The organism is Kribbella sp. NPDC048915 (assembly GCF_040649595.1).
GTDB lineage: Bacteria > Actinomycetota > Actinomycetes > Propionibacteriales > Kribbellaceae > Kribbella.
Window position 1 is genome coordinate 1 of the sequence record NZ_JBEZFT010000116.1, and the last position, 18,764, is coordinate 18,764.

Annotated in this window: 16 protein-coding genes and 1 pseudogene; 10 read left to right on the forward strand and 7 right to left on the reverse strand. The window is 68.4% G+C overall.

From position 1 onward, the window contains the following. Positions 1 to 303 precede the first annotated feature (303 nt). The 6 genes from AB0B82_RS33415 to AB0B82_RS33440 form a co-directional block, all read right to left on the reverse strand. On the reverse strand, positions 304 to 1,098 hold the full coding sequence (locus AB0B82_RS33415) for an ATP-binding cassette domain-containing protein (protein WP_360177885.1): 795 nt from the start codon (positions 1,096 to 1,098) through the stop codon (positions 304 to 306). Then, the gene (locus tag AB0B82_RS33420; RefSeq protein WP_360177888.1) at positions 1,095 to 1,955 is read right to left on the reverse strand and encodes an ABC transporter ATP-binding protein; all 861 of its coding nucleotides are present in this window, start codon (positions 1,953 to 1,955) and stop codon (positions 1,095 to 1,097) included. The genes AB0B82_RS33415 and AB0B82_RS33420 overlap by 4 nt, the downstream gene beginning before the upstream one ends. Then, positions 1,952 to 2,869, reverse strand: a complete 918-nt coding sequence (locus AB0B82_RS33425; RefSeq protein ID WP_360177891.1) for an ABC transporter permease — start codon at positions 2,867 to 2,869, stop codon at positions 1,952 to 1,954. The genes AB0B82_RS33420 and AB0B82_RS33425 overlap by 4 nt, the downstream gene beginning before the upstream one ends. A gap of 14 nt (positions 2,870 to 2,883) precedes the next feature. Beyond that, entirely contained in the window at positions 2,884 to 3,873 is a 990-nt protein-coding gene (locus AB0B82_RS33430; RefSeq protein WP_360177894.1) for an ABC transporter permease, read from the reverse strand. Between the two features lie 13 nt (positions 3,874 to 3,886). Then, the gene (locus AB0B82_RS33435) at positions 3,887 to 5,590 is read right to left on the reverse strand and encodes an ABC transporter substrate-binding protein (protein ID WP_360177897.1); all 1,704 of its coding nucleotides are present in this window, start codon (positions 5,588 to 5,590) and stop codon (positions 3,887 to 3,889) included. Positions 5,591 to 5,817: 227 nt separating this feature from the next. Further along, the gene (locus AB0B82_RS33440; RefSeq protein WP_360177900.1) at positions 5,818 to 7,026 is read right to left on the reverse strand and encodes an ROK family transcriptional regulator; all 1,209 of its coding nucleotides are present in this window, start codon (positions 7,024 to 7,026) and stop codon (positions 5,818 to 5,820) included. 73 nt (positions 7,027 to 7,099) lie between these two features. On the opposite strand from AB0B82_RS33440, the gene AB0B82_RS33445 reads away from it, so the two are divergent. Beyond that, the gene (locus AB0B82_RS33445) at positions 7,100 to 7,957 is read left to right on the forward strand and encodes a substrate-binding domain-containing protein (protein WP_360177903.1); all 858 of its coding nucleotides are present in this window, start codon (positions 7,100 to 7,102) and stop codon (positions 7,955 to 7,957) included. Continuing rightward, on the forward strand, positions 7,957 to 8,805 hold the full coding sequence (locus tag AB0B82_RS33450; RefSeq protein WP_360177906.1) for a LysR substrate-binding domain-containing protein: 849 nt from the start codon (positions 7,957 to 7,959) through the stop codon (positions 8,803 to 8,805). Before AB0B82_RS33445 ends, AB0B82_RS33450 begins: the two co-directional genes overlap by 1 nt. On the opposite strand, the gene AB0B82_RS33455 is transcribed toward AB0B82_RS33450, so the two are convergent. Further along, complete coding sequence (locus tag AB0B82_RS33455) at positions 8,729 to 9,793, reverse strand: LacI family DNA-binding transcriptional regulator (RefSeq protein ID WP_360177909.1); 1,065 nt, start codon at positions 9,791 to 9,793, stop codon at positions 8,729 to 8,731. The two genes, AB0B82_RS33450 and AB0B82_RS33455, sit on opposite strands and share 77 nt — an antisense overlap. 206 nt (positions 9,794 to 9,999) lie before the next feature. Here AB0B82_RS33455 and AB0B82_RS33460 point away from each other — a divergent pair, with 206 nt between their 5' ends. The 8 genes and pseudogenes from AB0B82_RS33460 (at position 10,000) to AB0B82_RS33495 (ending at position 17,620) form a co-directional block, all read left to right on the forward strand. Continuing rightward, positions 10,000 to 11,229, forward strand: a complete 1,230-nt coding sequence (locus AB0B82_RS33460) for an ABC transporter substrate-binding protein (RefSeq protein ID WP_360177912.1) — start codon at positions 10,000 to 10,002, stop codon at positions 11,227 to 11,229. A gap of 4 nt (positions 11,230 to 11,233) precedes the next feature. After that, positions 11,234 to 12,172: a sugar ABC transporter permease gene (locus tag AB0B82_RS33465; protein WP_360177915.1), complete on the forward strand. Its 939-nt coding sequence runs from the start codon at positions 11,234 to 11,236 to the stop codon at positions 12,170 to 12,172. 15 nt (positions 12,173 to 12,187) lie between these two features. Further along, positions 12,188 to 12,988, forward strand: a complete 801-nt coding sequence (locus tag AB0B82_RS33470) for a carbohydrate ABC transporter permease (RefSeq protein ID WP_360177918.1) — start codon at positions 12,188 to 12,190, stop codon at positions 12,986 to 12,988. Between the two features lie 51 nt (positions 12,989 to 13,039). After that, on the forward strand, positions 13,040 to 13,813 hold the full coding sequence (locus AB0B82_RS33475) for a ThuA domain-containing protein (RefSeq protein WP_360177921.1): 774 nt from the start codon (positions 13,040 to 13,042) through the stop codon (positions 13,811 to 13,813). Continuing rightward, entirely contained in the window at positions 13,806 to 14,897 is a 1,092-nt protein-coding gene (locus AB0B82_RS33480) for a Gfo/Idh/MocA family oxidoreductase (protein ID WP_360177924.1), read from the forward strand. Before AB0B82_RS33475 ends, AB0B82_RS33480 begins: the two co-directional genes overlap by 8 nt. Before the next feature lie 81 nt (positions 14,898 to 14,978). Continuing rightward, positions 14,979 to 15,416 (forward strand): annotated as a pseudogene (locus AB0B82_RS33485) (ketol-acid reductoisomerase); the annotation flags it as partial. Positions 15,417 to 15,457: 41 nt separating this feature from the next. Then, positions 15,458 to 16,423 (forward strand): hypothetical protein, encoded by a 966-nt coding sequence (locus AB0B82_RS33490; protein WP_360177927.1) that lies wholly within the window; start codon positions 15,458 to 15,460, stop codon positions 16,421 to 16,423. Between the two features lie 27 nt (positions 16,424 to 16,450). Next, positions 16,451 to 17,620 carry a low temperature requirement protein A gene (locus AB0B82_RS33495; RefSeq protein ID WP_360177930.1) on the forward strand — a complete coding sequence of 390 codons (1,170 nt, stop codon included), beginning with the start codon at positions 16,451 to 16,453 and terminating at the stop codon, positions 17,618 to 17,620. Positions 17,621 to 18,764: the final 1,144 nt, after the last annotated feature.

The window sequence follows — 18,764 nt, forward strand, 5'->3', positions numbered from 1 at the left end:
AGAGCCAGGCGTGCACGCGGAGGTAGTCCGGGGAGGTGGGTTCCGTACCCTTCACACGGGTCAGGAACCCACAACACGATGGGTGAACCCACCGCGCGGGGACAAGCGCGGTCGTCGAGCGCGGGCGTCGACTCGGTCGCTCGGCCACCCGGACCCATCCACGGATCGGTCACAACAGCCGGATGTCCGGCCGTCACAACAGCGGGATGTCCGGCCGTCCAGCTCTGCGGGTCGGTTTCGGCCGGGTGGGGAAGGGGCGGTGGCCGGCGAGGCTGAGCCATTGATGAGTTGGATGCGCTTGTTTCAGGCCCCGAGCAACCGGCGTTCCGGTGCCGGAGCCGCCTCGGCCAGGAGCTGCGTGTACTCGTGCTGCGGGTTGAGGATGACGTCGTCGGCCGGTCCGTGCTCGACGACCACCCCGCGGTACAGCACCATGATCTCGTCGCTGAAGTGCCGCGCGGTCGCGAGGTCGTGCGTGATGTAGAGAACCCCGAGGTTCTCCTCCCGCTGCAACGAGGCCAGCAGGTTGAGTACGCCGAGCCGGATCGACACATCGAGCATCGACACCGGTTCGTCCGCGACCAGGATCGCCGGCTCCGGGGCGAGCGCCCGCGCGATCGCGACCCGCTGCCGCTGGCCACCGGACAACTCGTGCGGCTTGCGGTGGACGAAGTCCTCGTCCAGGCGAACCCGCCGCAACAACTCCAGGACCCGCTCGTGAACCTGGTCGCGGCCGAAGCCCGGGTGGTGCAGCGTCACCGGCCGCGCCAGGTGGTGGCCGATCGAGTGGTACGGGTTCAGCGACGCGAACGGATCCTGGAAGACCATCTGCACGGCCTTCCGGTACGCCGCCGCGGGCGCGCCGCGGTACTGCATCGGCTCGCCGTCCACCAGGATCGCACCGGAGGTCGGCCGCTCGAGCTGCATGAGCAGCTTGGCGATCGTCGACTTGCCCGACCCGGACTGCCCGACCAAGGCGATCGTGCGGCCCGGCGTCAGTTCGAAGCTGACCTTGTCGACGGCCCGCAACCGGGTGGTCCGCAGGCCGTCGCGCAGCCGGTACTCCTTCACGACGTCACGCATTTCGAGCACGCTCACACTGCCTCCTGATCGGTCTCGTCCAGCGCGAGCTCGCCGGTCCGGACGAAGTCGCCGCGGTCGCCGGTGAGGCTCGGGAACGACGCCAGCAGCCGCTTCGTGTACGGATGCGTGGGCTTGGTGTAGAGGGTGAGTGCGTCGTCGAGTTCGACGATCACGCCTGCCCGCATCACGGCGATCCGGTCGCTGATCTCGAGCAGCAGCGGCAGGTCGTGGGTGATGAAGACGACCGCGAACCCGAGCTCGGCGCGCAGCCTGGTGATTTCGCGCAGGATCTCGCGCTGCACGACGACGTCCAGTGCGGTGGTGGGCTCGTCCATGATCAGCACCTGCGGTTCGAGCGCGAGCGCCATCGCGATCATCACCCGCTGCCGCATGCCGCCGGACAGTTCGTGCGGGTACGCGCGCAGCCTGTTGCGGTCGACGCCGACGCGTTCGAGCAGCTGGGCACAGCGGTCCCGGCGGTCGGCCTTGGTCAACTCCGGCCGATGTGTGAGGTACACGTCCTCGAGCTGCTCGGAGATCCGCAGTACCGGGTTGAGGGAGTTCATCGCGCCCTGGAAGACCATCGCGATCTTGTCCCAGCGGAACGCGCGCAGGTCGTCGCCGGTCAGCGTGGACAGGTCGATGTCGTACCCCTCACGGGACGAGAACACGACGCGCCCACCGGTGATCTTCGCCGGCGGCTTCAGCAGCCTGGTGATCGCGTACGCGAGGGTGGACTTCCCGCAACCGCTCTCACCCGCGAGCCCGAGGACCTCGCCGCGCTCCACCGTGAGCGAGACGTCCCGGACGGCGTGCACGGTCGTCTCGGCCAGGTAGTCGATGCTGAGGTTCTCGATCTCCAGCACACTCATGACTTCACGCTCCACTTGTTGCGTTCGGCACGCGTTTGCGAGCGCAGCTTCGGGTTGATGATCTCGTCGATCGAGAAGTTGATCAGCGACAGCGCCGCGCCGAACAAGGCGATCGCCAGGCCGGGTGGGGCGAACCACCACCAGGCGCCGAGTCGTATCGCCAATCCGTTCTGGGCGTAGAAGAGCATGGTGCCCCAGGTGAACGACCCGGAAGCGCCGAGCCCGAGGAACGACAGCCCGGCCTCGCCGAGGATCGCGAAGATGATCGCGAACACGACCTGCGACGCGAGCAGCGGGATCAGGTTCGGCAGGATCTCGACCAGCAGGATCCGCCAGCGTTTCTCGCCGCTGATCCGGGCCGCGAGCACGTAGTCGCGGCTGCGCACGCTCAGCGTGAACCCCCGCAGCACGCGCGCCGATCCGGCCCAGCTGGTGATCGCCAGCACGGCGGCCACCAGCCAGATCGACTTGTTCGGGACGTAGCTGGAGATCACGATCACCAGCGGCAGGCCGGGGATCACCAGCATGATGTTGGTGAACAGCGAGAACGCCTCGTCGGCCCAGCCGCCGAGGAACGCGCCGACGACCCCGAAGAACGCCGACAGCAGCAGCGTGATCGCACCGACCACGACGCCGATGATCAGCGAGCCGCGGGTCGCGTGCGCCAGCTGCGCGAACACGTCCTGGCCGCTCTGCGTCGTACCGAGAACGAAACCGTTGCCGGGCCCGGTCAGGCCGATGTCGCGGACCGTCGACGGGTTGCCGACCAGCAGCGGTCCGAGCACCCCGAAACCGATGATCAGGCCCGCGATCGTGAGCCCGACCGCGAGCTTCAGGGTCATCGGCGGCAAGGACCGGCGGCGGACCGGGGCCGACTCCTCGACCGCGGCCGCCCCTTCAGTGGTGATGGCCATTCAGGAGTCCTTCCTCAGGACCGCGCACGGGTGCGGGGATCGATGACGCCGTACAGCAGGTCGACGAGCAAGTTCGCGCCGAGGACGGCGAGCGTGATGATCAGGAAGACCGCCTGCATCAGCGCGTAGTCGTTGTTGTTCACGGCAAGCAACAGCGCGGACCCGATGCCCGGGTAGGTGAAGACCGCCTCGGTGACGATCGAGCCGGCCACCACGAAGCCGAGCGAGATCGCGAACCCCGACACCGACGGCAGGATCGCGTTCCGGGCCACGTACCGGGACCGGATCCGGCGCGGCGTGAGACCTTTCGCCTCGGCGGTCACGACGAAGTCCTCGGACATCGTCGAGACCATCATGTTGCGCATCCCGAGCATCCAGCCGCCGATCGACGAGATGACGATCGTCAACGCCGGTAGGGCTCCGTGGTAGATCACCGACTGCAGGAACGGCAGGTTCCACCCCGGCGTCACCGAGTACACGTCGTACCCGCCGGTGAGCGGGAAGACCGGCCAGGTGCTGCCGAGCAGGAACAGCAGCAACAGCGCGAGCCAGAAGTACGGCACCGACTGCAGCATCGTGGTGACCGGGATCAGGCTGTCGACCCAGGAACCGCGCCGCCACCCGGCGGCGCGGCCCAGCAGGATGCCGAACGCGAACGAGATGATCGTCGCCAGACCGATCAGCCCGACCGTCCACGGCAAGGTCTGGCCGACGACCTGGGACACCGGCGCGGGGAAGTACGCGATCGACGTCCCGAGGTCACCGTTGACGAGCTGCCGCAGGTAGGTCCAGTACTGCTCCCACAGCGACGCGTTGGTGTCGGTGCCGAGCAGTGCCTGGATCGCGTCCCGGGTGGTCGGGGTGACCGGGCCCTTGGTCGCGAGCTTCGACAGCATCAGGTCGACCGGATTCCCCGGCATCAGCCGGGGAATCAGGAAGTTGAGCGTCAGCGCCGCCCACAGCGCGGCGACGTAGAACGCCAGTTTGCGCAGCAGATAACGCACGGCGGTCCCGCGCTCAGCCGACGGGCTTGATCGTCTTGAGCACGATCCCGGCGTCCCACGCCTTCCAGGCCGCGGGCAGCACGTACAGGTTGTCCTTGGTCGGCCAGCCGGTCGCCCGCGAGGTGTTGAACTCGGTCAGCATCGAGTTCACGTAGATCGGGATGTAGGGCAGCTGGTCCACGATCACCGACTGGATCTTGGCGTACTCCGCGTTCTGCGCAGCCTTGTCCGTCGTACCGGCGGCGACCGTGAGCGCGGCGTCGACGGCCGGGTCGGAGAACCGCGCGTGGTTGCCGGCGGTGGCGGTCTTGCCGACCGGCACCGTGTTCACCGTGGCCAGCTTGCTGTCGTAGGTGAAGTACGGGTTGGTCGAGGCGCCGAGGCCGACGGAGTCGAGCGAGAGCTGGAACTTCCCGTTGGTCTGGGCGGCGTTCCACTCGTTCCAGGAGACCTGGCTGGGTTTGAGGTCGATACCGACGGCGGCCAGTTGCTGCTTGAGCGTGTCGTTGATCGAGATGTAGTCGCTCCACCCGGTCACGGTCTGCACCGTCAGTGAGAGCCGCTGACCGCCCTTGGACCGGACACCGTCGCTGCCCTTGGTCCAGCCGGCCGCGTCGAGGATCTTGTTCGCCTCGGCGGTGTCGGCCGACTGCGGCAGCTTCGCGTTCGCCTGGTCGCTGATCCACTCGTCGTCACGGCCGGGCAGCAGCAGGGTGGGTGATCCGACGCCGGCGACGCCGCCGCCGGCGAGCTTGGCCAGCTGGTCGCGGTTCATCGCGAGGTAGATCGCTTTGCGGACGGCCGGGTCGGTCTGCGGCCCGGTGCAGCCGAGCTTGGCGTTGGAGCAGGTGACGAGCACTGTCGTCATCACCGGGGTGTTCACGTAGGTCAGGTTCTTGCCGGACTTGATGATGTTGTCGATTCCGGGCAGGTACGCGCTCGCCCAGTCGACCTTGCCGGCGACCAGTGCGGCGCTCGCGGCGTCGGCCGACGACACCGGGAGGTAGCGGACCTCCTTGATCGCGGGCTTGCCCTGCTCCCAGTACTCGTCGTTCTTGGTCAGCACGAAGCTCTGCGGGGTGTACGACTTCACCTTGAACGGGCCGGTGCCGACCGGGTTCTTGTTCAGGTTCGTGGTCGGGTCTTTGATGTCCTTCCAGATGTGCTCGGGCACGATCGCCTGGTTGGCGAGCACGGCCGGTTCCTGCATCAGGGACTTCGACTTGAAGGTCAGTACGGCGGTGTCGTCGGAGGTCGCCTTCGCGGTCGCGGCGAGGCCGGACGGGTTCAGTGCCGGCGTCGTCGAGACCAGGTTGAAGGTGAACGCGACGTCCTTGGCGGTGAACGGCTGACCGTCGTTCCACTTCACGCCCGGGCGGGTCTTGATGGTCAGCTCGGTACCGGCGTCGTTCCACGAGTAGCTGGTCGCGAGCACCGGCGTCGGGTCCGACTGCTTGGCGAAGTTGTACCAGTACAGCGGCTCGTAGATGACGCCGCGCGTGGGCTGCAGTGCGGTGGTGCTGAACGGGTTGAAGTTCTCCGCGGTGATGTCGCCGGCCGCGACGGTGATGGCGGTGTCCGCCGAACCGCCGGCCTGGCCGTTGCCGCCGGACGCGGCGTTGTCACAGGCGGCGAGCAGCAGGGCCGTGGCTGTCGCGGCCGCCGCGGCGCTCACCAGGCGCCGCGTACGGGAGGGTTTCGTCGGGTTCCGGAGCATCGTCAGGTCCTTTCCAACGCGGTCGTCGAACGCGTCACCCCGGCACCCGCCAGGGAAGCTGGCCGTAACTTAGTTCGCCTAATAAACAAGGCGCAAGAGGTTGACGTGGTAACGATTCGACAGCGGAGGGTAGAGAAACTGGCCCTCAGGCCACTGGTGAGTGGAGATTCCGCCGCGACGGCAGACTGTCCGTGTGTCGGCGGGCGCGGAGGGTGACCGGTGCGGACCTACACGGAGAAGGCGCGTTCGGAGCGCAGCATCATCAGCGCGGCACCGATCGCGGCGGCGTCGTGGCCGCGCTCGTCGAGCACCACCTCGGTGCCGACGGAACGCCCGAATGCCGAGCCGAGGATGCGTTCCTGGATGATCGGCAGGTAGATCGTGCCTGCGACCGCGAACGCCGGTCCGGTCAGCACCAGCGACTGGACGTCGTACATGTTGGTGATCGTCTGCGCGCCGAGCGCGAGCCAGGACGCCGAGTCGCGCAGGATCGCGTCCGCCCGCGAGTCGCCGGTCAGCGCCAGCCGGGCGGTGGCGGCGAAGGCGGCCACCACGGTACGGCGGTGTGAGCCGAGGTCGAGGCCCGCGGCGCGGGCCTTCGCGACGACGGTGGCCGGACCGGCGATCGCCTCGAGGCAGCCGCTGCTCCCGCACCAGCACTGCGGTCCGCCGATCTGCACGCAGACGTGGCCGACCTCGCCGGCGTTGCCGTGCGCGCCCTGGTAGACGTTGCCGTTCACCCGCAGCCCCGACCCGATGCCCTCGCTCATGAACAGCGCGGCCAGCACCGAGACGTCGTGGCTGGTGGTCAGCCGGGTGCCGGCGGCCGCCGCGGTGGCGTCGTTCTCCAGCAGGATCGGCAGGCCGAGGCGTTCCTCCAGCCGCTGGTGGATCGGGAAGCCGACCCAGTGCGCCATCGACGGTGGCGCCGAGGTGACACCGCGGTTGCGGATCAGCGGCCCGGGGCAGACGAAGCCGAGTCCGAGCACGAGCGTGGAGTCGATCCCGGAGCGTTCGATCAGCTCGACGGTCTCGGTCGCGATCCGTTCCACCACCTGCCCCGGATCGCTGTCCTCGCCCGGTCCGGTACGGCGCCAGCGCGCCACCACCCCGCCCGCGTAGTCGACCAGCACGTACGTCAGGCTGTCGGCGCTCAGATGAACGCCGACCACGTACCGGGCGGCGGCCCGGATGCGCAGCAGCGTGCGCGGCTTGCCGCCGGTGGACGAGCCGCGGCCGGCCTCGTCGACCAGCCCGTCGTCGATCAGCCGCCGGACCACCGTCGTGACCGAGGGCGCGGTCAGGCCGGTGATCTGGGTGAGTTCCACCCGGCTGACGGTGCCCGCGGAGCGGATGCTGTCCACAATGAGGGCACGACTGTTCGTCGGTGCCGGTCCGTATCCCGGCGAGCGCGACGTGTCGCTGACCTGCTGCATCGGAGCATCCGCAATCTGTCGAGTTAGTTAGGTCTGTGAATATAGTGGCTTCGATCGCCTTGGAGGGCAGTGTATGCACGACGTGACCTCGCGCGAGCGGATCGCGGGACTGGTGCTGGCGCGCCCCCGGAACCTGCTCGGGATGGAGCCTTTCATGGCCGATGTCGTGCAGGGCATCGAGGAGGTGTTCGCCGACCGCCGGGTGAGCCTGCTGATCGAGTTCGCGGCCGACACCGCCGGCGAGATCGAGATCTGGCGGCGCTGGGCGACGCACCGGCACGTCGACGCGATCATCATGGTCGACCTCCGCGCCGAGGATCCGCGGCTGGCCGAACTGGTCCAGCTGGGCGTCCCGGCGGTGCTGCTCGGCGGTCCCCGGCTGCAGGCGCCGATCACCAACGTCCTGGTCGACAACGCCGAGGGCGCCCGCGCCGCGGTCCGGACGCTCGCGGACCTCGGGCATCGCGTCATCGCCCGGGTCAGCGGTCCGCGCGACATGCTGCACTGCCAGGCGCGCGACGCCGCGTTCCTGGCGACCTGCGCGGAGCAGGGCGTCGCGGGCAGGCTGGTCGAGGGGGACTACTCCGAGGACGCCGGCCGCGACGTGACCCGGGAACTGCTGACCGGAAGCGAGGTCCCGACAGCCGTTGTCTATGACAACGATCTGATGGCGATCGGCGGGCTGGCCGTGGCGAAGGAACTGGACGTCGCCGTGCCGGAGCAGTTGTCGGTGATCGCGTGGGACGACACGGCGGTGGCACGGCTGGCGAATCCGCCGTTGAGCGTGGTCACGGTCGACGTCCACGGCCTCGGCACGGTCGTCGGCGAGGCGCTTCTCGAGGTGATGGACGGTGCCGGCGTCACGACGTACCAGGTCCCGAAGCCGACGATCCGGCTGGCGGGTTCGACCGCGCGGCGCGCCGGGAGCTGATGGTGGAGCAGCGGGAGCTCGAGCTCTTTCTGCATCTGGCCGGGACGCTGAACTACGGGCGGACGAGTCTGGAGTGTCACGTCAGTGCGGCGACGTTGACGCGGACCATCCAGCGGCTGGAGGCGCGGGTCGGCGCACAGTTGCTCGACCGGGGACCGCACGGTGTCGTGATGACTGCCGAGGGACGACGGTTCGCGGCGTACGCGGAGCAGGCGCTCGACCTGTGGGCGTCGTACCGCGAAGGGACGGCCGAGCCGGCCGGGCTGACCGGTGAGCTGCGGATCTTCGCGACCGTCACGGCCTGCCAGACCTTGCTGCCGGACCTGCTGGCACCGCTGCGGACCCAGCATCCGCAGATCCGCCTGGACATCCGGACCGGTGATGCGGCCGCCGCGCTCGCTCGGCTGGACGAGGGCGAGGTCGACGCGGCCGTCGCCGGCATCCCGAAGCGGCTTCCGCAAACGTTGGTGAGCCAAACGGTTGCGGTCACCGACCTGGTGCTGGTCAAGGCTCCCGACACCAGCTCGGACGGACCATACGTCGTTCCCGCCCGGGGTCTCGTTCGTGCCGCCGCGTTCCGGTGGTTCCGCAGGACCGGTGTGAAGCCGGTGATCGCCGCCGAGCCGGACGGGCACGAGGCGCTGCTCGCGCTGGTCGCGCTGGTCGCGCTGGTCGCGCTCGGTTGCGGCGTCGGCGTCGTACCGCGGCTTGTGCTGGAGTCGTCGGTGGTGCGCGATCAGCTGACCGAACTGGCGGCCGAGCTGGAGCCACTCACGATCGGGCTTTGCGCTCGCCGCGCCGACCTGCACCGGCCTTTGGTCGCCGCGCTCTGGGGCCTGCGACCGTAGCGCCCGGGAGCAGCTTCGCCGGCACCAGCTGCGGTGGCGGCGGTGCGTTGCCGTCCAGTTGAAGGAGCAAGGCCTCGGTGCCGAGCTGGCCGAGTTCGGGACCCGGGGTGCGCATCATCGTGAGCTCCGGGTCCGTCATCGCGGCAGTCTCCGGCACCATCAGCAGCGCCAGCACCGAGTAGTCGCTCGGGATGTCGTGACCCGCGCGCCGCAGCCCGGACACGACGCCGAGCGCGGCGTACTCGTTGAGGACGAGGATCGCGGTGGTCTCCGGATGGTCGGCGAGCACCCGCTCGGCGGCGGCCTTGCCGGCCTGCGTGGTGTCCGAGCAGGGTACGACGACCTCCGGCAGACCGTACGACGCGACGACCCGGCGATACGCCTGCTCGGTGCGGACCCACGGGCCGTACTCGTGGAAGCGCGGATCGTTCAGGTCACCCGAGATCAGCGCCAGCTCGCGATGGCCCAGGTCGTACAGGTGCTTGACCGCGTTCTCGACGGTGGTGTCGAAGTCGATGTCGACGTGCGCCAGTCCGTCGAGGTTCGTGGTCCGGCCGATCAACGCGAACGGCGTCGCGGCCTGTCGGAGGACGTCGATGCGCGGATCGTCCAGCTGCACCTCCATCAGGACCACGCCGTCGACCAGGCCCTGCCCGAGCAACTCGCGCAGCTCGACGCCGTCGTTGCCGACCGGCCACAGCACCAGGTGGTAGTCCTGGCCGCGCGCCGCCTCGGCCGCGCTGGTGAAGAACTCCGCGGTCGACATGCCGAACTTGTGCTCGAGCGCCGGGTAGGCCATCGCGATGATCCGGGTGCGTTTGCTGGCCAGCGCGCGGGCGACCACGTTGCGCCGGTAGCCGAGCTCGAGCATCGCCTGCTCGATCCGGGCCCGGGTGGCAGCGGTCACCGGTTTGGTGTCGTTGAGCAGGAACGAGACGGTCGCGATCGAGACCCCGGCTCGCTGGGCGACGTCGCGCATCGTGACCATTCGGTCGACCCCCTCGGTGGTGGCTGGTCTGTCCGCGGGCTGTCCGGATCCGGTCCGGAGCTGGTGCGGGCTGAGCTCTTGACAGCGGTGTGACGTAGGGAACATAGTCCTTCAACGCCTCAGTTAAGCGGTTTACCGCCAAATCCACAACCTCCGCCCCAAGCGTCTCTGTCCATCGGTTAAACGCTTTGAAGGAGTCAGATGTCATGATCAGCAAGCGAATCGCCGCCGCGCTGGCGGGTGCGACGACGGTGTCGCTCCTGCTGGGCGCCTGCGGTGACAACGGCGGCGACCAGTCGTCCGTGGCCGGCGACAGCGTCAAGAGCCTCACGATCCTGGACTACTACAACAACGACCCGGACAAGTCCCTGGTGCAGAAGGGGCTCGACTCCTGCGCGACCAAACTCGGCATCACCATTCAGCGGGAGACGGTGCCTGGTGACACCTTGATCCAGAAGGTGCTGCAGCAGGCGTCGTCGAAGACGTTGCCGGACGTGCTGATGCTCGACAACCCCGACGTCCAGCAGATCGCGGCCACCGGTGCGCTGGCGCCGCTCGACGAGCTGGGCCTGAGCGGCGACGGCGTCATCCAGGGCATGGTCGACGCGACGACGTACGACGGCAAGCTCTACGGGCTCGCGCCGGTGACGAACACGATCGCGCTGTTCTACAACAAGGACATGCTGGCCGAGGCCGGCGTCCAGCCGCCGAAGACCTGGGACGAGCTCAAGGCCGCGGCGAAGAAGCTGACCAAGCCCGGGCGGTACGGCATGGCGTTCAACGCCAACGCGACGTACGAGGGTTCGTGGCAGTTCCTGCCGGCGATGTGGACCAACGGCGGCGACGAGACCGATCTGACCAGCCCGCAGGTCGCGGAAGCGCTGCAGTTGTGGGTGGATCTGGTGCAGTCGGGGTCGGCGTCGAAGAGCGTGATCAACTGGACCCAGGGCGATGTGAAGGACCAGTTCGTGGCCGGCAAGGCGGCGATGATGATCAACGGCCCGTGGCAGATCCCGTCGCTGCAGCAGACTCCGAAGGTCAAGTGGGACGTGGTCACCTTCCCGCTGAACAAGCCGGACCAGAAGCCGATTGCGCCGCTCGGCGGCGAGGCCTGGACGGTGCCGCTGAACAAGGACCAGGCCAAGCAGCAGAAGGCCGCGGACTTCGTGAAGTGTCTGAACTCCGACGAGAACGAGCTCGCCTGGGCGAAGGCGCGGTTCACGATCCCGACCAAGACCTCGTTGCACGACCAGTACGTCGCCGAGGTGCCGTCGATGAAGGCCTTCACCGAGACGGTCAAGACGGCCCGGGCCCGGACCGGCAAGCTGGGTGACAAGTGGCCGGACGCCGCGAAGGTGATCTACCAGGCGATCCAGCTGGCGCTGACCGGTAAGGCCTCGGCCCAGGACGCCTTCAAGCAGGCCTCCGGCGGCTGACGGCATGGTGACGCTGACACGAACCACGGTGGCCGGCCGCGCGAAGGTCCGCGGCCGGCGCCACCGGGGTGAGGACCTCACCAAGGTGCTGTTCGTGCTGCCGGCCGCGGTGGCGATGGTGGCGCTGTTCGGCTACCCGGTGGTGAAGAACCTGCTGATGAGCCTGCAGGACTACGGGCTGCGGACGTTCTTCACCGGCGTCGCCCCGTGGGTCGGGCTGAAGAACTACAGCACGGTCGTGTCCGACAACCTGTTCTCGGACGCGATGCTGAACACCGCGCTGTTCACGGTCGGCTCGATCGCGTTCCAGTTCGCGATCGGGCTCGGGCTGGCGCTGTTCTTCCGCAACAAGTTCCCGCTGAGCGGGGTGCTGCGGTCGCTGCTCCTGCTGCCGTGGCTGCTGCCGCTGATCGTGTCCAGCGCGACCTGGCGGTCGATCCTCGAGCAGGACAACGGCATCCTCAACCGCACGCTGCTGAAGCTGCACCTGATCGGCGATCCGGTGCCGTGGCTGAACTCGCCGTCGGTGGCGCTGATCGCGGTGATCGGCGTGAACATCTGGATCGGCATCCCGTTCAACGTCACGCTGCTGTACGCCGGTCTCGCCGAGATCCCCGATGAGCTCTACGAGGCGGGTCAGCTGGACGGGGCGACCGGGTGGCGGGCGTTCTGGTACATCACCTGGCCGAACCTGCGCGCGGTGGCGAGTGTGCTGCTGATGCTCGGGGTCGTCTACACGATCAAGGTCCTGGACATCATCCTCGGCCTGACCGGCGGCGGCCCGGCGAACGCGACCCAGACGCTGGCGACCCAGTCGTACGAGAAGTCCTTCATCGACTTCCGGTTCGGCCAGGGCGCGGCGCTGTCGAACATCCTGATCGCGATCTCGTTCGTGTTCGCGATCTTCTACCTGCGCGGCACCCGGCGTGCCGTGGACGAATAGAGCAGGAGGGTCACCATGCGACGTACGGCGTACTCCGTGATCGGGGTGCTGATCCTGTGCGTGATGTTGTTCCCGGTCTACTGGATGGTGAACGCGTCCCTGCAGCCGTCCGGGAACACGTTGACGGCCGGTTTCCTGCCGTTGAATCCAACGTTTTCCGGTTACCAGCGCGCTCTTGACGAGCAGGGCGGAAACCTCGTCACCAGCATGATCATCGCGGCCGGAACGGTCGTCCTCAGCCTGGCGATCGCGACACCGTGTGCCTATGCGCTGGCGCAGTTCCGGTCCCGCTGGGTGTCGATCGGGCTGCTCGCGATCCTGATCTCGCAGATGATTCCGGGGATCGTGATCGCGAACGCGCTGTACACGGCGTACGAGCGCCTCGGGCTGCTGAACTCGATCCCCGGCCTGATCGTGGCGAACTGCAGCAGCGGGATCCCGTTCGCGATCCTGATCCTGCGCTCGTTCATGATGTCGCTGCCGCCGTCGCTGGTGGAGGCGGCGCGGGTGGACGGGGCCGGCCTGTTTCGGGCGTTCGTGGCGATCGTGCTGCCGATCAGCAAGAACTCGCTGATCACCGCCGGGCTGTTCAGTTTCCTGTTTTCCTGGAGCGATTTCCTGTTCGCGCTGACGCTGACCACCAAGGGTGGCGTCCGGCCGGTCACGCTCGGGATCTACCAGTACCTCGGCACCCAGGTGCAGAACTGGAACGCGGTGATGGCCACCGCGGTGCTCTCGGCGATCCCGGCCATCGTGCTGCTGGTCGCCGCACAGAAGTACATCGCCGCCGGCGCCATCGGCGGAGCCGTGAAGTAACCCCTGCCTTTCGAATTCCTTGCCTCGTACAACCTTTTAAGGACACAACTCATGAGCCTGAACGTAGTCGTCTGGGGTGAGAACCGGCACGAGCAGATCGAGCCGCACGTCCGGGAGATCTATCCCGACGGCATGCACGCGACGATCGCCGCCGGCATCGCCGAGAACCTGCCCGACGTGAAGGTGTCGACGACGACGCTCGACGAGCCCGAGCACGGCCTGACCGAGGAGGTGCTGGCGGCGACCGACGTCCTGGTCTGGTGGGGTCACGCCGCCCACGGCGAGGTCGAGGACAAGGTCGTCGAGCGCGTGTACCAGCACGTGCTGTCCGGGATGGGACTCGTCGTCCTGCACTCCGGCCATTGGTCGAAGATCTTCGGCAAGCTGATGGGCACCACCTGCACCCTGCGCTGGCGCAGCGAGCGCGACCGCGAACTGGTCTGGACGGTCAACCCGACGCACCCGATCGCGCAGGGCGTCCCGCACCCGATCGAGATCGAGCAGCAGGAGATGTACGGCGAGTTCTTCGACATCCCCGTCCCGGACGAACTGATCTTCGTGTCGTCGTTCTCCGGCGGCGAGGTGTTCCGCTCCGGCATCACGTACCGCCGCGGGCACGGCAAGATCTTCTACTTCTCGCCGGGCGACCAGGACTACCCGGTCTACCACCACAAGGACGTCCGCAAGGTGATCGCGAACGGCGTCGCGTGGGCGCGGACCGACTTGCCCGAGCGCAAGGTTCCGGTGCTGCTGCGCTACGAGACCGGCGACTTCTTCAACGGTCACGGGTACACCGGGCCGATCGAGGAGCCGGCCGATGCCTGAACCCTTGCGCCTGCTGCAGGTCGGGTCCGGCGGAATGGGCCGCGCCTGGCTGCGCAACATCGCCGCCAATCCCGACGTCGTCCTGGCCGGCCTCGTCGACCTGGACGTCGACCTGGCGCGGGCGGCCGCCGACGAGCACGGCTTCAACGATGTACCGGTGGCGGCGTCGATCGACGGCCTGATCAACACGGCGGATGCGGTCGTCGATGTGACCGTACCGTCGGCGCACCCAACGATTTCGGTGCAGGCCTTGCTGCGCGGGGTTCCAGTGCTCTGTGAGAAACCGCTGGCCGAATCGGTCCGGGAGTGCCTGCAGATGGTGGCGGCCTCCGAGGCGAGCGGCAAGCTGTTGATGGTTTCGCAGTCCCGCCGGTACTTCCGGGCGGTCGCGGCGTACCAGCGTCAGCTCGCGGAGCTCGGGCCGATCGGTTCGCTGGCCTGCGAGTTCTTCAAGGCGCCGCACTTCAGCGGTTTCCGGGAGCGGATGGCCGAACCGTTGCTTGTCGACATGGCTATCCACCAGTTCGACCTGTCCCGGAAGCTGATCGGGTCCGAGCCGGTCTCGGTGTTCTGCGATTCCTACAACCCGCCGTGGAGCTGGTTCGACGGCAACGCGGCCGCCTCCGCGATCTTCCGGTACGCCGACGGCACCCGCTTCACCTTCACCGGCAGCTGGTGCGCGCCCGGTCACGAGACGTCGTGGAACGGCCGTTGGCGGGCGAGCACCGCGAACGGTACTGCTACCTGGGACGGGGACAACGCCCCAGCAGCAGAGCTGGTCTCGGGGGAGGCGCTGCCGGCAGAGCTCGGTGACGAGCCGGAGGAGATCGCCGGGTCGTTGGCCGAGTTCGTCGAGGCGGTCCGGACGTCGACGACACCGCAGTCCGAGGTGCACTCCAACGTCATCAGCATCGCGATGGTCGAGGCCGCCGTACGGTCCGCGGGGACCGGCGAGGTCGTCCGGATCGCCGACGTCATCTCGGCCGCGTACGAAGAGGCCTTGGCGACCACGCAGGACGCGCAGCTGCTCGCGACGCTGAAGGCCTGGCCGAGCCCGTTGAAGGCGGTCGGTCTGGAGGCCTGAACCTCCGTTTCAGTTCCTGCAACGGGCCGGTGCGAACATTGCGCTTGTCGCAATGGGGGCACCGCCCGTTGACTGGAACGCATGAAGAGTTCGGTGTTCACGATCGAGCGGTTGGCGGTGCCGGGCGGGTCGGAAGACATCGTGCGCGGCGGACGGGACCTGTTCCCGCTGCTGCCAGCGGCGTTGCACGGCGTACGGCGGATCGGTGTGATCGGGTGGGGTCCGCAGGGACGGGCGCAGGCGCTCAACCTGCGGGACTCGCTCGCCGGGACGAACATCACCGTCGCGGTCGGGCTGCGACCGGGCTCGCACTCGGCGGCGGACGCCCGCACGAACGGCTTCACCGAGGACGACGGGACGCTGGGGGACTGGCTCGAGGTCGTGGCGGCCTCGGACCTGGTCGTCCTGCTGATCGCCGACGCGGCACTGGCCGCGCACCACGAGCAGATCTTCGCGGCGCTGAAGCCCGGCGCGACCATTGGCCTGTCCCACGGTTTCCTGCTCGGGTACTTGACCTCGATCGGCAGTGCGTTCCCGGCTGGGCATTCGGTGATCGCCGTGTGCCCGAAGGGAATGGGGATTCGGTCCGGCGCCTGTACCAGCAGGGCGAGACGGTCAACGGCGCCGGGATCAACGCCAGTGCCGCCGTCCACACGGATCCGGACGGGCACGCGTGGGACCGGGCGCTCGGGTGGTCGATCGCGCTCGGGTCGCCGTACACGTTCGCGACCACGCTGCGGGACGAGTACCTGTCGGACATCGCCGGTGAGCGGGCGATCCTGCTCGGCGCGGTGCACGGTCTGGTGGAGGCGATGTACCGGCACTTCCGGATCGCGGGCGCCGATCCGGTCACGGCGTACGAGCGGTCCACCGAGACGATCACCGGGCCGATCGCGCGGACCATCTCCGCCGACGGACTCGCCGCGGTCCGGGCGGCGTGTGGCGATCAGGACCTGTTCGACCGGGCGTACAGCGCGGCGTACGGACCGGCTCGTGTCCTGGTCGCGGAGATCTACGAAGAGGTTGCCGACGGCACCGAACTGCGCAGCGTGATCCTCGCCGAGCAACGGCTCGCGAGCCGGCCGATGACCGAGATCGGCGGCAGCCCGATGTGGGCGCACAGCGCCGAGGTGCACGCGCGGCGGGGGAGTGCACCGGCCGTCCTCGATCCACTGACCGCGGGGCTGTTCGTGGCGACGATGACGGCGCAGGTGGACGAGTTCGCGGCCCGCGGGCACGCGTGGTCCGAGATCGTCAACGAATCCGTGATCGAGGCGGTCGACTCGCTGCTGCCGTACATGCACGCGCGCGACGTCGCGTACATGGTCGACAACTGCTCCCGGACCGCGCGGCTCGGTACCCGGCGGTGGGGCCCGCGGTTCCAGGCGGCGTACGAGCAGATCGCGCTGCCGCACGTCTCCCGTCCGGCCGATCCGGACCTCGTTGCGTCGTTCCTGGCGAATCCGGCCCACGACGCACTCGCCGCGGCCGCGAAACTCCGTCCCGCGGTGGACATCTCGGTCTGACCGGAAGGCTGCCTTAACCTGGCGGGCATGACGACAACCCTGACGCGGTCGCGGCTGGTGCCGATGCGGCCGCGGGACCCGCAGGAGCCCGGCCGAACCGCGTCGTCGCTGGAGTTGTTCTTCGACCTCGTGTTCGTGGTCGCGGTCAGTGTGGCCGCGGCCCAGCTCCACCACGCGCTGTCCGAGAACCACATCGTCGACGGTCTGATGTCGTACGGGATGGTGTTCTTCGCGGTCTGGTGGGCGTGGATGAACTTCACCTGGTTCGCCACGTCCTTCGCGACCGACGACTGGCTGTACCGGGTGCTGACGATCGTGCAGATGGGCGGCGTCCTGGTGCTCGCGGCCGGCATCGAGCCGGTGTTCACCGAACGCGACTTCACCGTCGTCGTGATCGGGTACGTCGTGATGCGGGTGGCGATGATCGCGCAGTGGCTCCGGGCCTCCCGCTCGGCGGGTGACTGCCGCCCGGCGACGCTGCGCTACGCCGGCGGTATCGCGATCGTGCAGGTGCTGTGGCTGACCACGCTGCTGATCTCCGACAGCGCACTGGTCGTCGTCGCGTGGTGCCTGTTCGCGCTGGCCGAACTCGCCGTACCGATCGTGGCGGAGCAGCGCGGGCAGACTCCGTGGCACCCGCATCACATCACCGAACGGTACGGGCTGTTCACGCTGATCCTGCTCGGCGAAAGCCTGCTCGCGTCGGCGAACGCGATCTTCGAAGCACTGCAGGAGCACGAGAACCTCGGCGAGCTGATCGCGCTGTCGGTGCTGACCCTGGTCGTCACGGCCGCACTGTGGTGGATCTACTTCTGGCCGCCGCACCACCTGGCGATCACCTCGTTCTGGCGGTCGATCCGGTACGGCTACGTGCACTACTTCATGTTCGCCGCGGCCGGAGCCTTCTCGGCCGGCATCGAGGTGGAGATCGACAGCATCACCCACCACACCGAACTGAGCGACGTCGCCGCGTCCTACACCGTGACGATCCCGATCGCGATCTTCGTCCTCGGCATCTGGTGGATCGCGCTGCGCGACAACGCCGACCGCGTGGTCAACACCGTCGTACCGCTCGGCGCCGCCCTGGTCCTGCTCGACCCGCTGATCCCGATCCCGTTCGCCCTGACCGCCCTCTTCATGGCCCTGGTCGTCGTCACCCTGATCCTCCGCCCACCCACAACCACCGATTCCCACTGACCAGCCCACCCACCGGGCCACTCCACCGCGCCGTACAACCGCGCGACCCCACCGCGCCGTACCACCGCGCGACCCCACCGCGCCGTACCACCGCGCCGTACCACCGCGCCGTACCACCGCGCCGTACCACCGCGCCGTACCACCGCGCCGTGACGCGACCCAACGCGATGGGTTCACCCATCGTGTTGGGGGTTCCTGACCCGTGTGAAGGGTGTGGAACCCACAACGGCGTGGGTGAACCCACGTAGGGCAACGTCTGACAATCCAGCGCCTACCGCGGTGGATATCGGGCTCTTGTGACCGATCCGTGGGTGGGCCCGGGTGACCGAGTCGGTGCCCGCGCTGTACGACCGCGCGCGTCCCCGCAGCCGAGGCCCTTGACCCGACCGGGACCGTGCACCGGGTCCGGGGACCGTGCACCCGTCGGGGAACCGTGCGCCCCCGCCCGGGAGCAAGCACCCGCACCCCGCCCGGGACCTTGGACAACCGCCCGGGAGCTTGGCCCCGGCTACCCCGGCTACCCCGGCCGCCGCAGTTCGCCGGGTTTGCACCAACCACTGCACCGCCTGCTTGCTGACCCGCGAAAGTCTCCTAGGAGAGTTTTTCGCACGACACTGGAGGCTTTTGACCCGCATACGGGGGAAAACCCTCCATAGATGCGGCTCCAACAATCCCACGCCACCATCACGTCCACGCCCCGATCACCCCGACGCCACCATCACTCCACGCCCGATCACTCTGACGCCACCATCACCCCACGTCTGGATCACCCCCTGACGCCACCATCACTCCACGCCCGATCACTCCACGCCCGATCACTCGACGCCACCATCACCCCACGTCCGGATCACCCCTGACGCCGCCACCATCACCCCACGCGACCATCGCCCGCGCGCTCTCATCGCCCCGGCAATCCCTCACCCCGTCGGCCCGCGACCATCTCCCCTCGGACAGACGCCAACTCACATCAGCCAGCGGACCCGGTTATCCACTCGTACGCCGTACCGTGGCGGCGTGGCGGCGTGGTGGTGCGGCGCGTGGTGGTGCGGTGTGGTCGTCGGGTTTCCGCCGCACGGTGGGTTCACCCACGGTGTTGTGGGTTCCGTACCCTTCACACGGGTCAGGAACCGCACGTTCCTCGGCA

Bases quoted from the DNA above. Each gene is read 5' to 3' on its own strand.
- AB0B82_RS33450 (WP_360177906.1), top strand. From the start codon at position 7,957: ATGGTGGAGCAGCGGGAGCTCGAGCTCTTTCTGCATCTGGCCGGGACG.
- AB0B82_RS33475 (WP_360177921.1), top strand. From the start codon at position 13,040: ATGAGCCTGAACGTAGTCGTCTGGGGTGAGAACCGGCACGAGCAGATC.
- AB0B82_RS33470 (WP_360177918.1), top strand. From the start codon at position 12,188: ATGCGACGTACGGCGTACTCCGTGATCGGGGTGCTGATCCTGTGCGTG.
- AB0B82_RS33495 (WP_360177930.1), top strand. From the start codon at position 16,451: ATGACGACAACCCTGACGCGGTCGCGGCTGGTGCCGATGCGGCCGCGG.
- AB0B82_RS33420 (WP_360177888.1), bottom strand. From the start codon at position 1,955: ATGAGTGTGCTGGAGATCGAGAACCTCAGCATCGACTACCTGGCCGAG.
- AB0B82_RS33460 (WP_360177912.1), top strand. From the start codon at position 10,000: ATGATCAGCAAGCGAATCGCCGCCGCGCTGGCGGGTGCGACGACGGTG.
- AB0B82_RS33480 (WP_360177924.1), top strand. From the start codon at position 13,806: ATGCCTGAACCCTTGCGCCTGCTGCAGGTCGGGTCCGGCGGAATGGGC.
- AB0B82_RS33425 (WP_360177891.1), bottom strand. From the start codon at position 2,869: ATGGCCATCACCACTGAAGGGGCGGCCGCGGTCGAGGAGTCGGCCCCG.
- AB0B82_RS33465 (WP_360177915.1), top strand. From the start codon at position 11,234: ATGGTGACGCTGACACGAACCACGGTGGCCGGCCGCGCGAAGGTCCGC.
- AB0B82_RS33435 (WP_360177897.1), bottom strand. From the start codon at position 5,590: ATGCTCCGGAACCCGACGAAACCCTCCCGTACGCGGCGCCTGGTGAGC.
- AB0B82_RS33445 (WP_360177903.1), top strand. From the start codon at position 7,100: ATGCACGACGTGACCTCGCGCGAGCGGATCGCGGGACTGGTGCTGGCG.
- AB0B82_RS33455 (WP_360177909.1), bottom strand. From the start codon at position 9,793: ATGGTCACGATGCGCGACGTCGCCCAGCGAGCCGGGGTCTCGATCGCG.
- AB0B82_RS33440 (WP_360177900.1), bottom strand. From the start codon at position 7,026: ATGCAGCAGGTCAGCGACACGTCGCGCTCGCCGGGATACGGACCGGCA.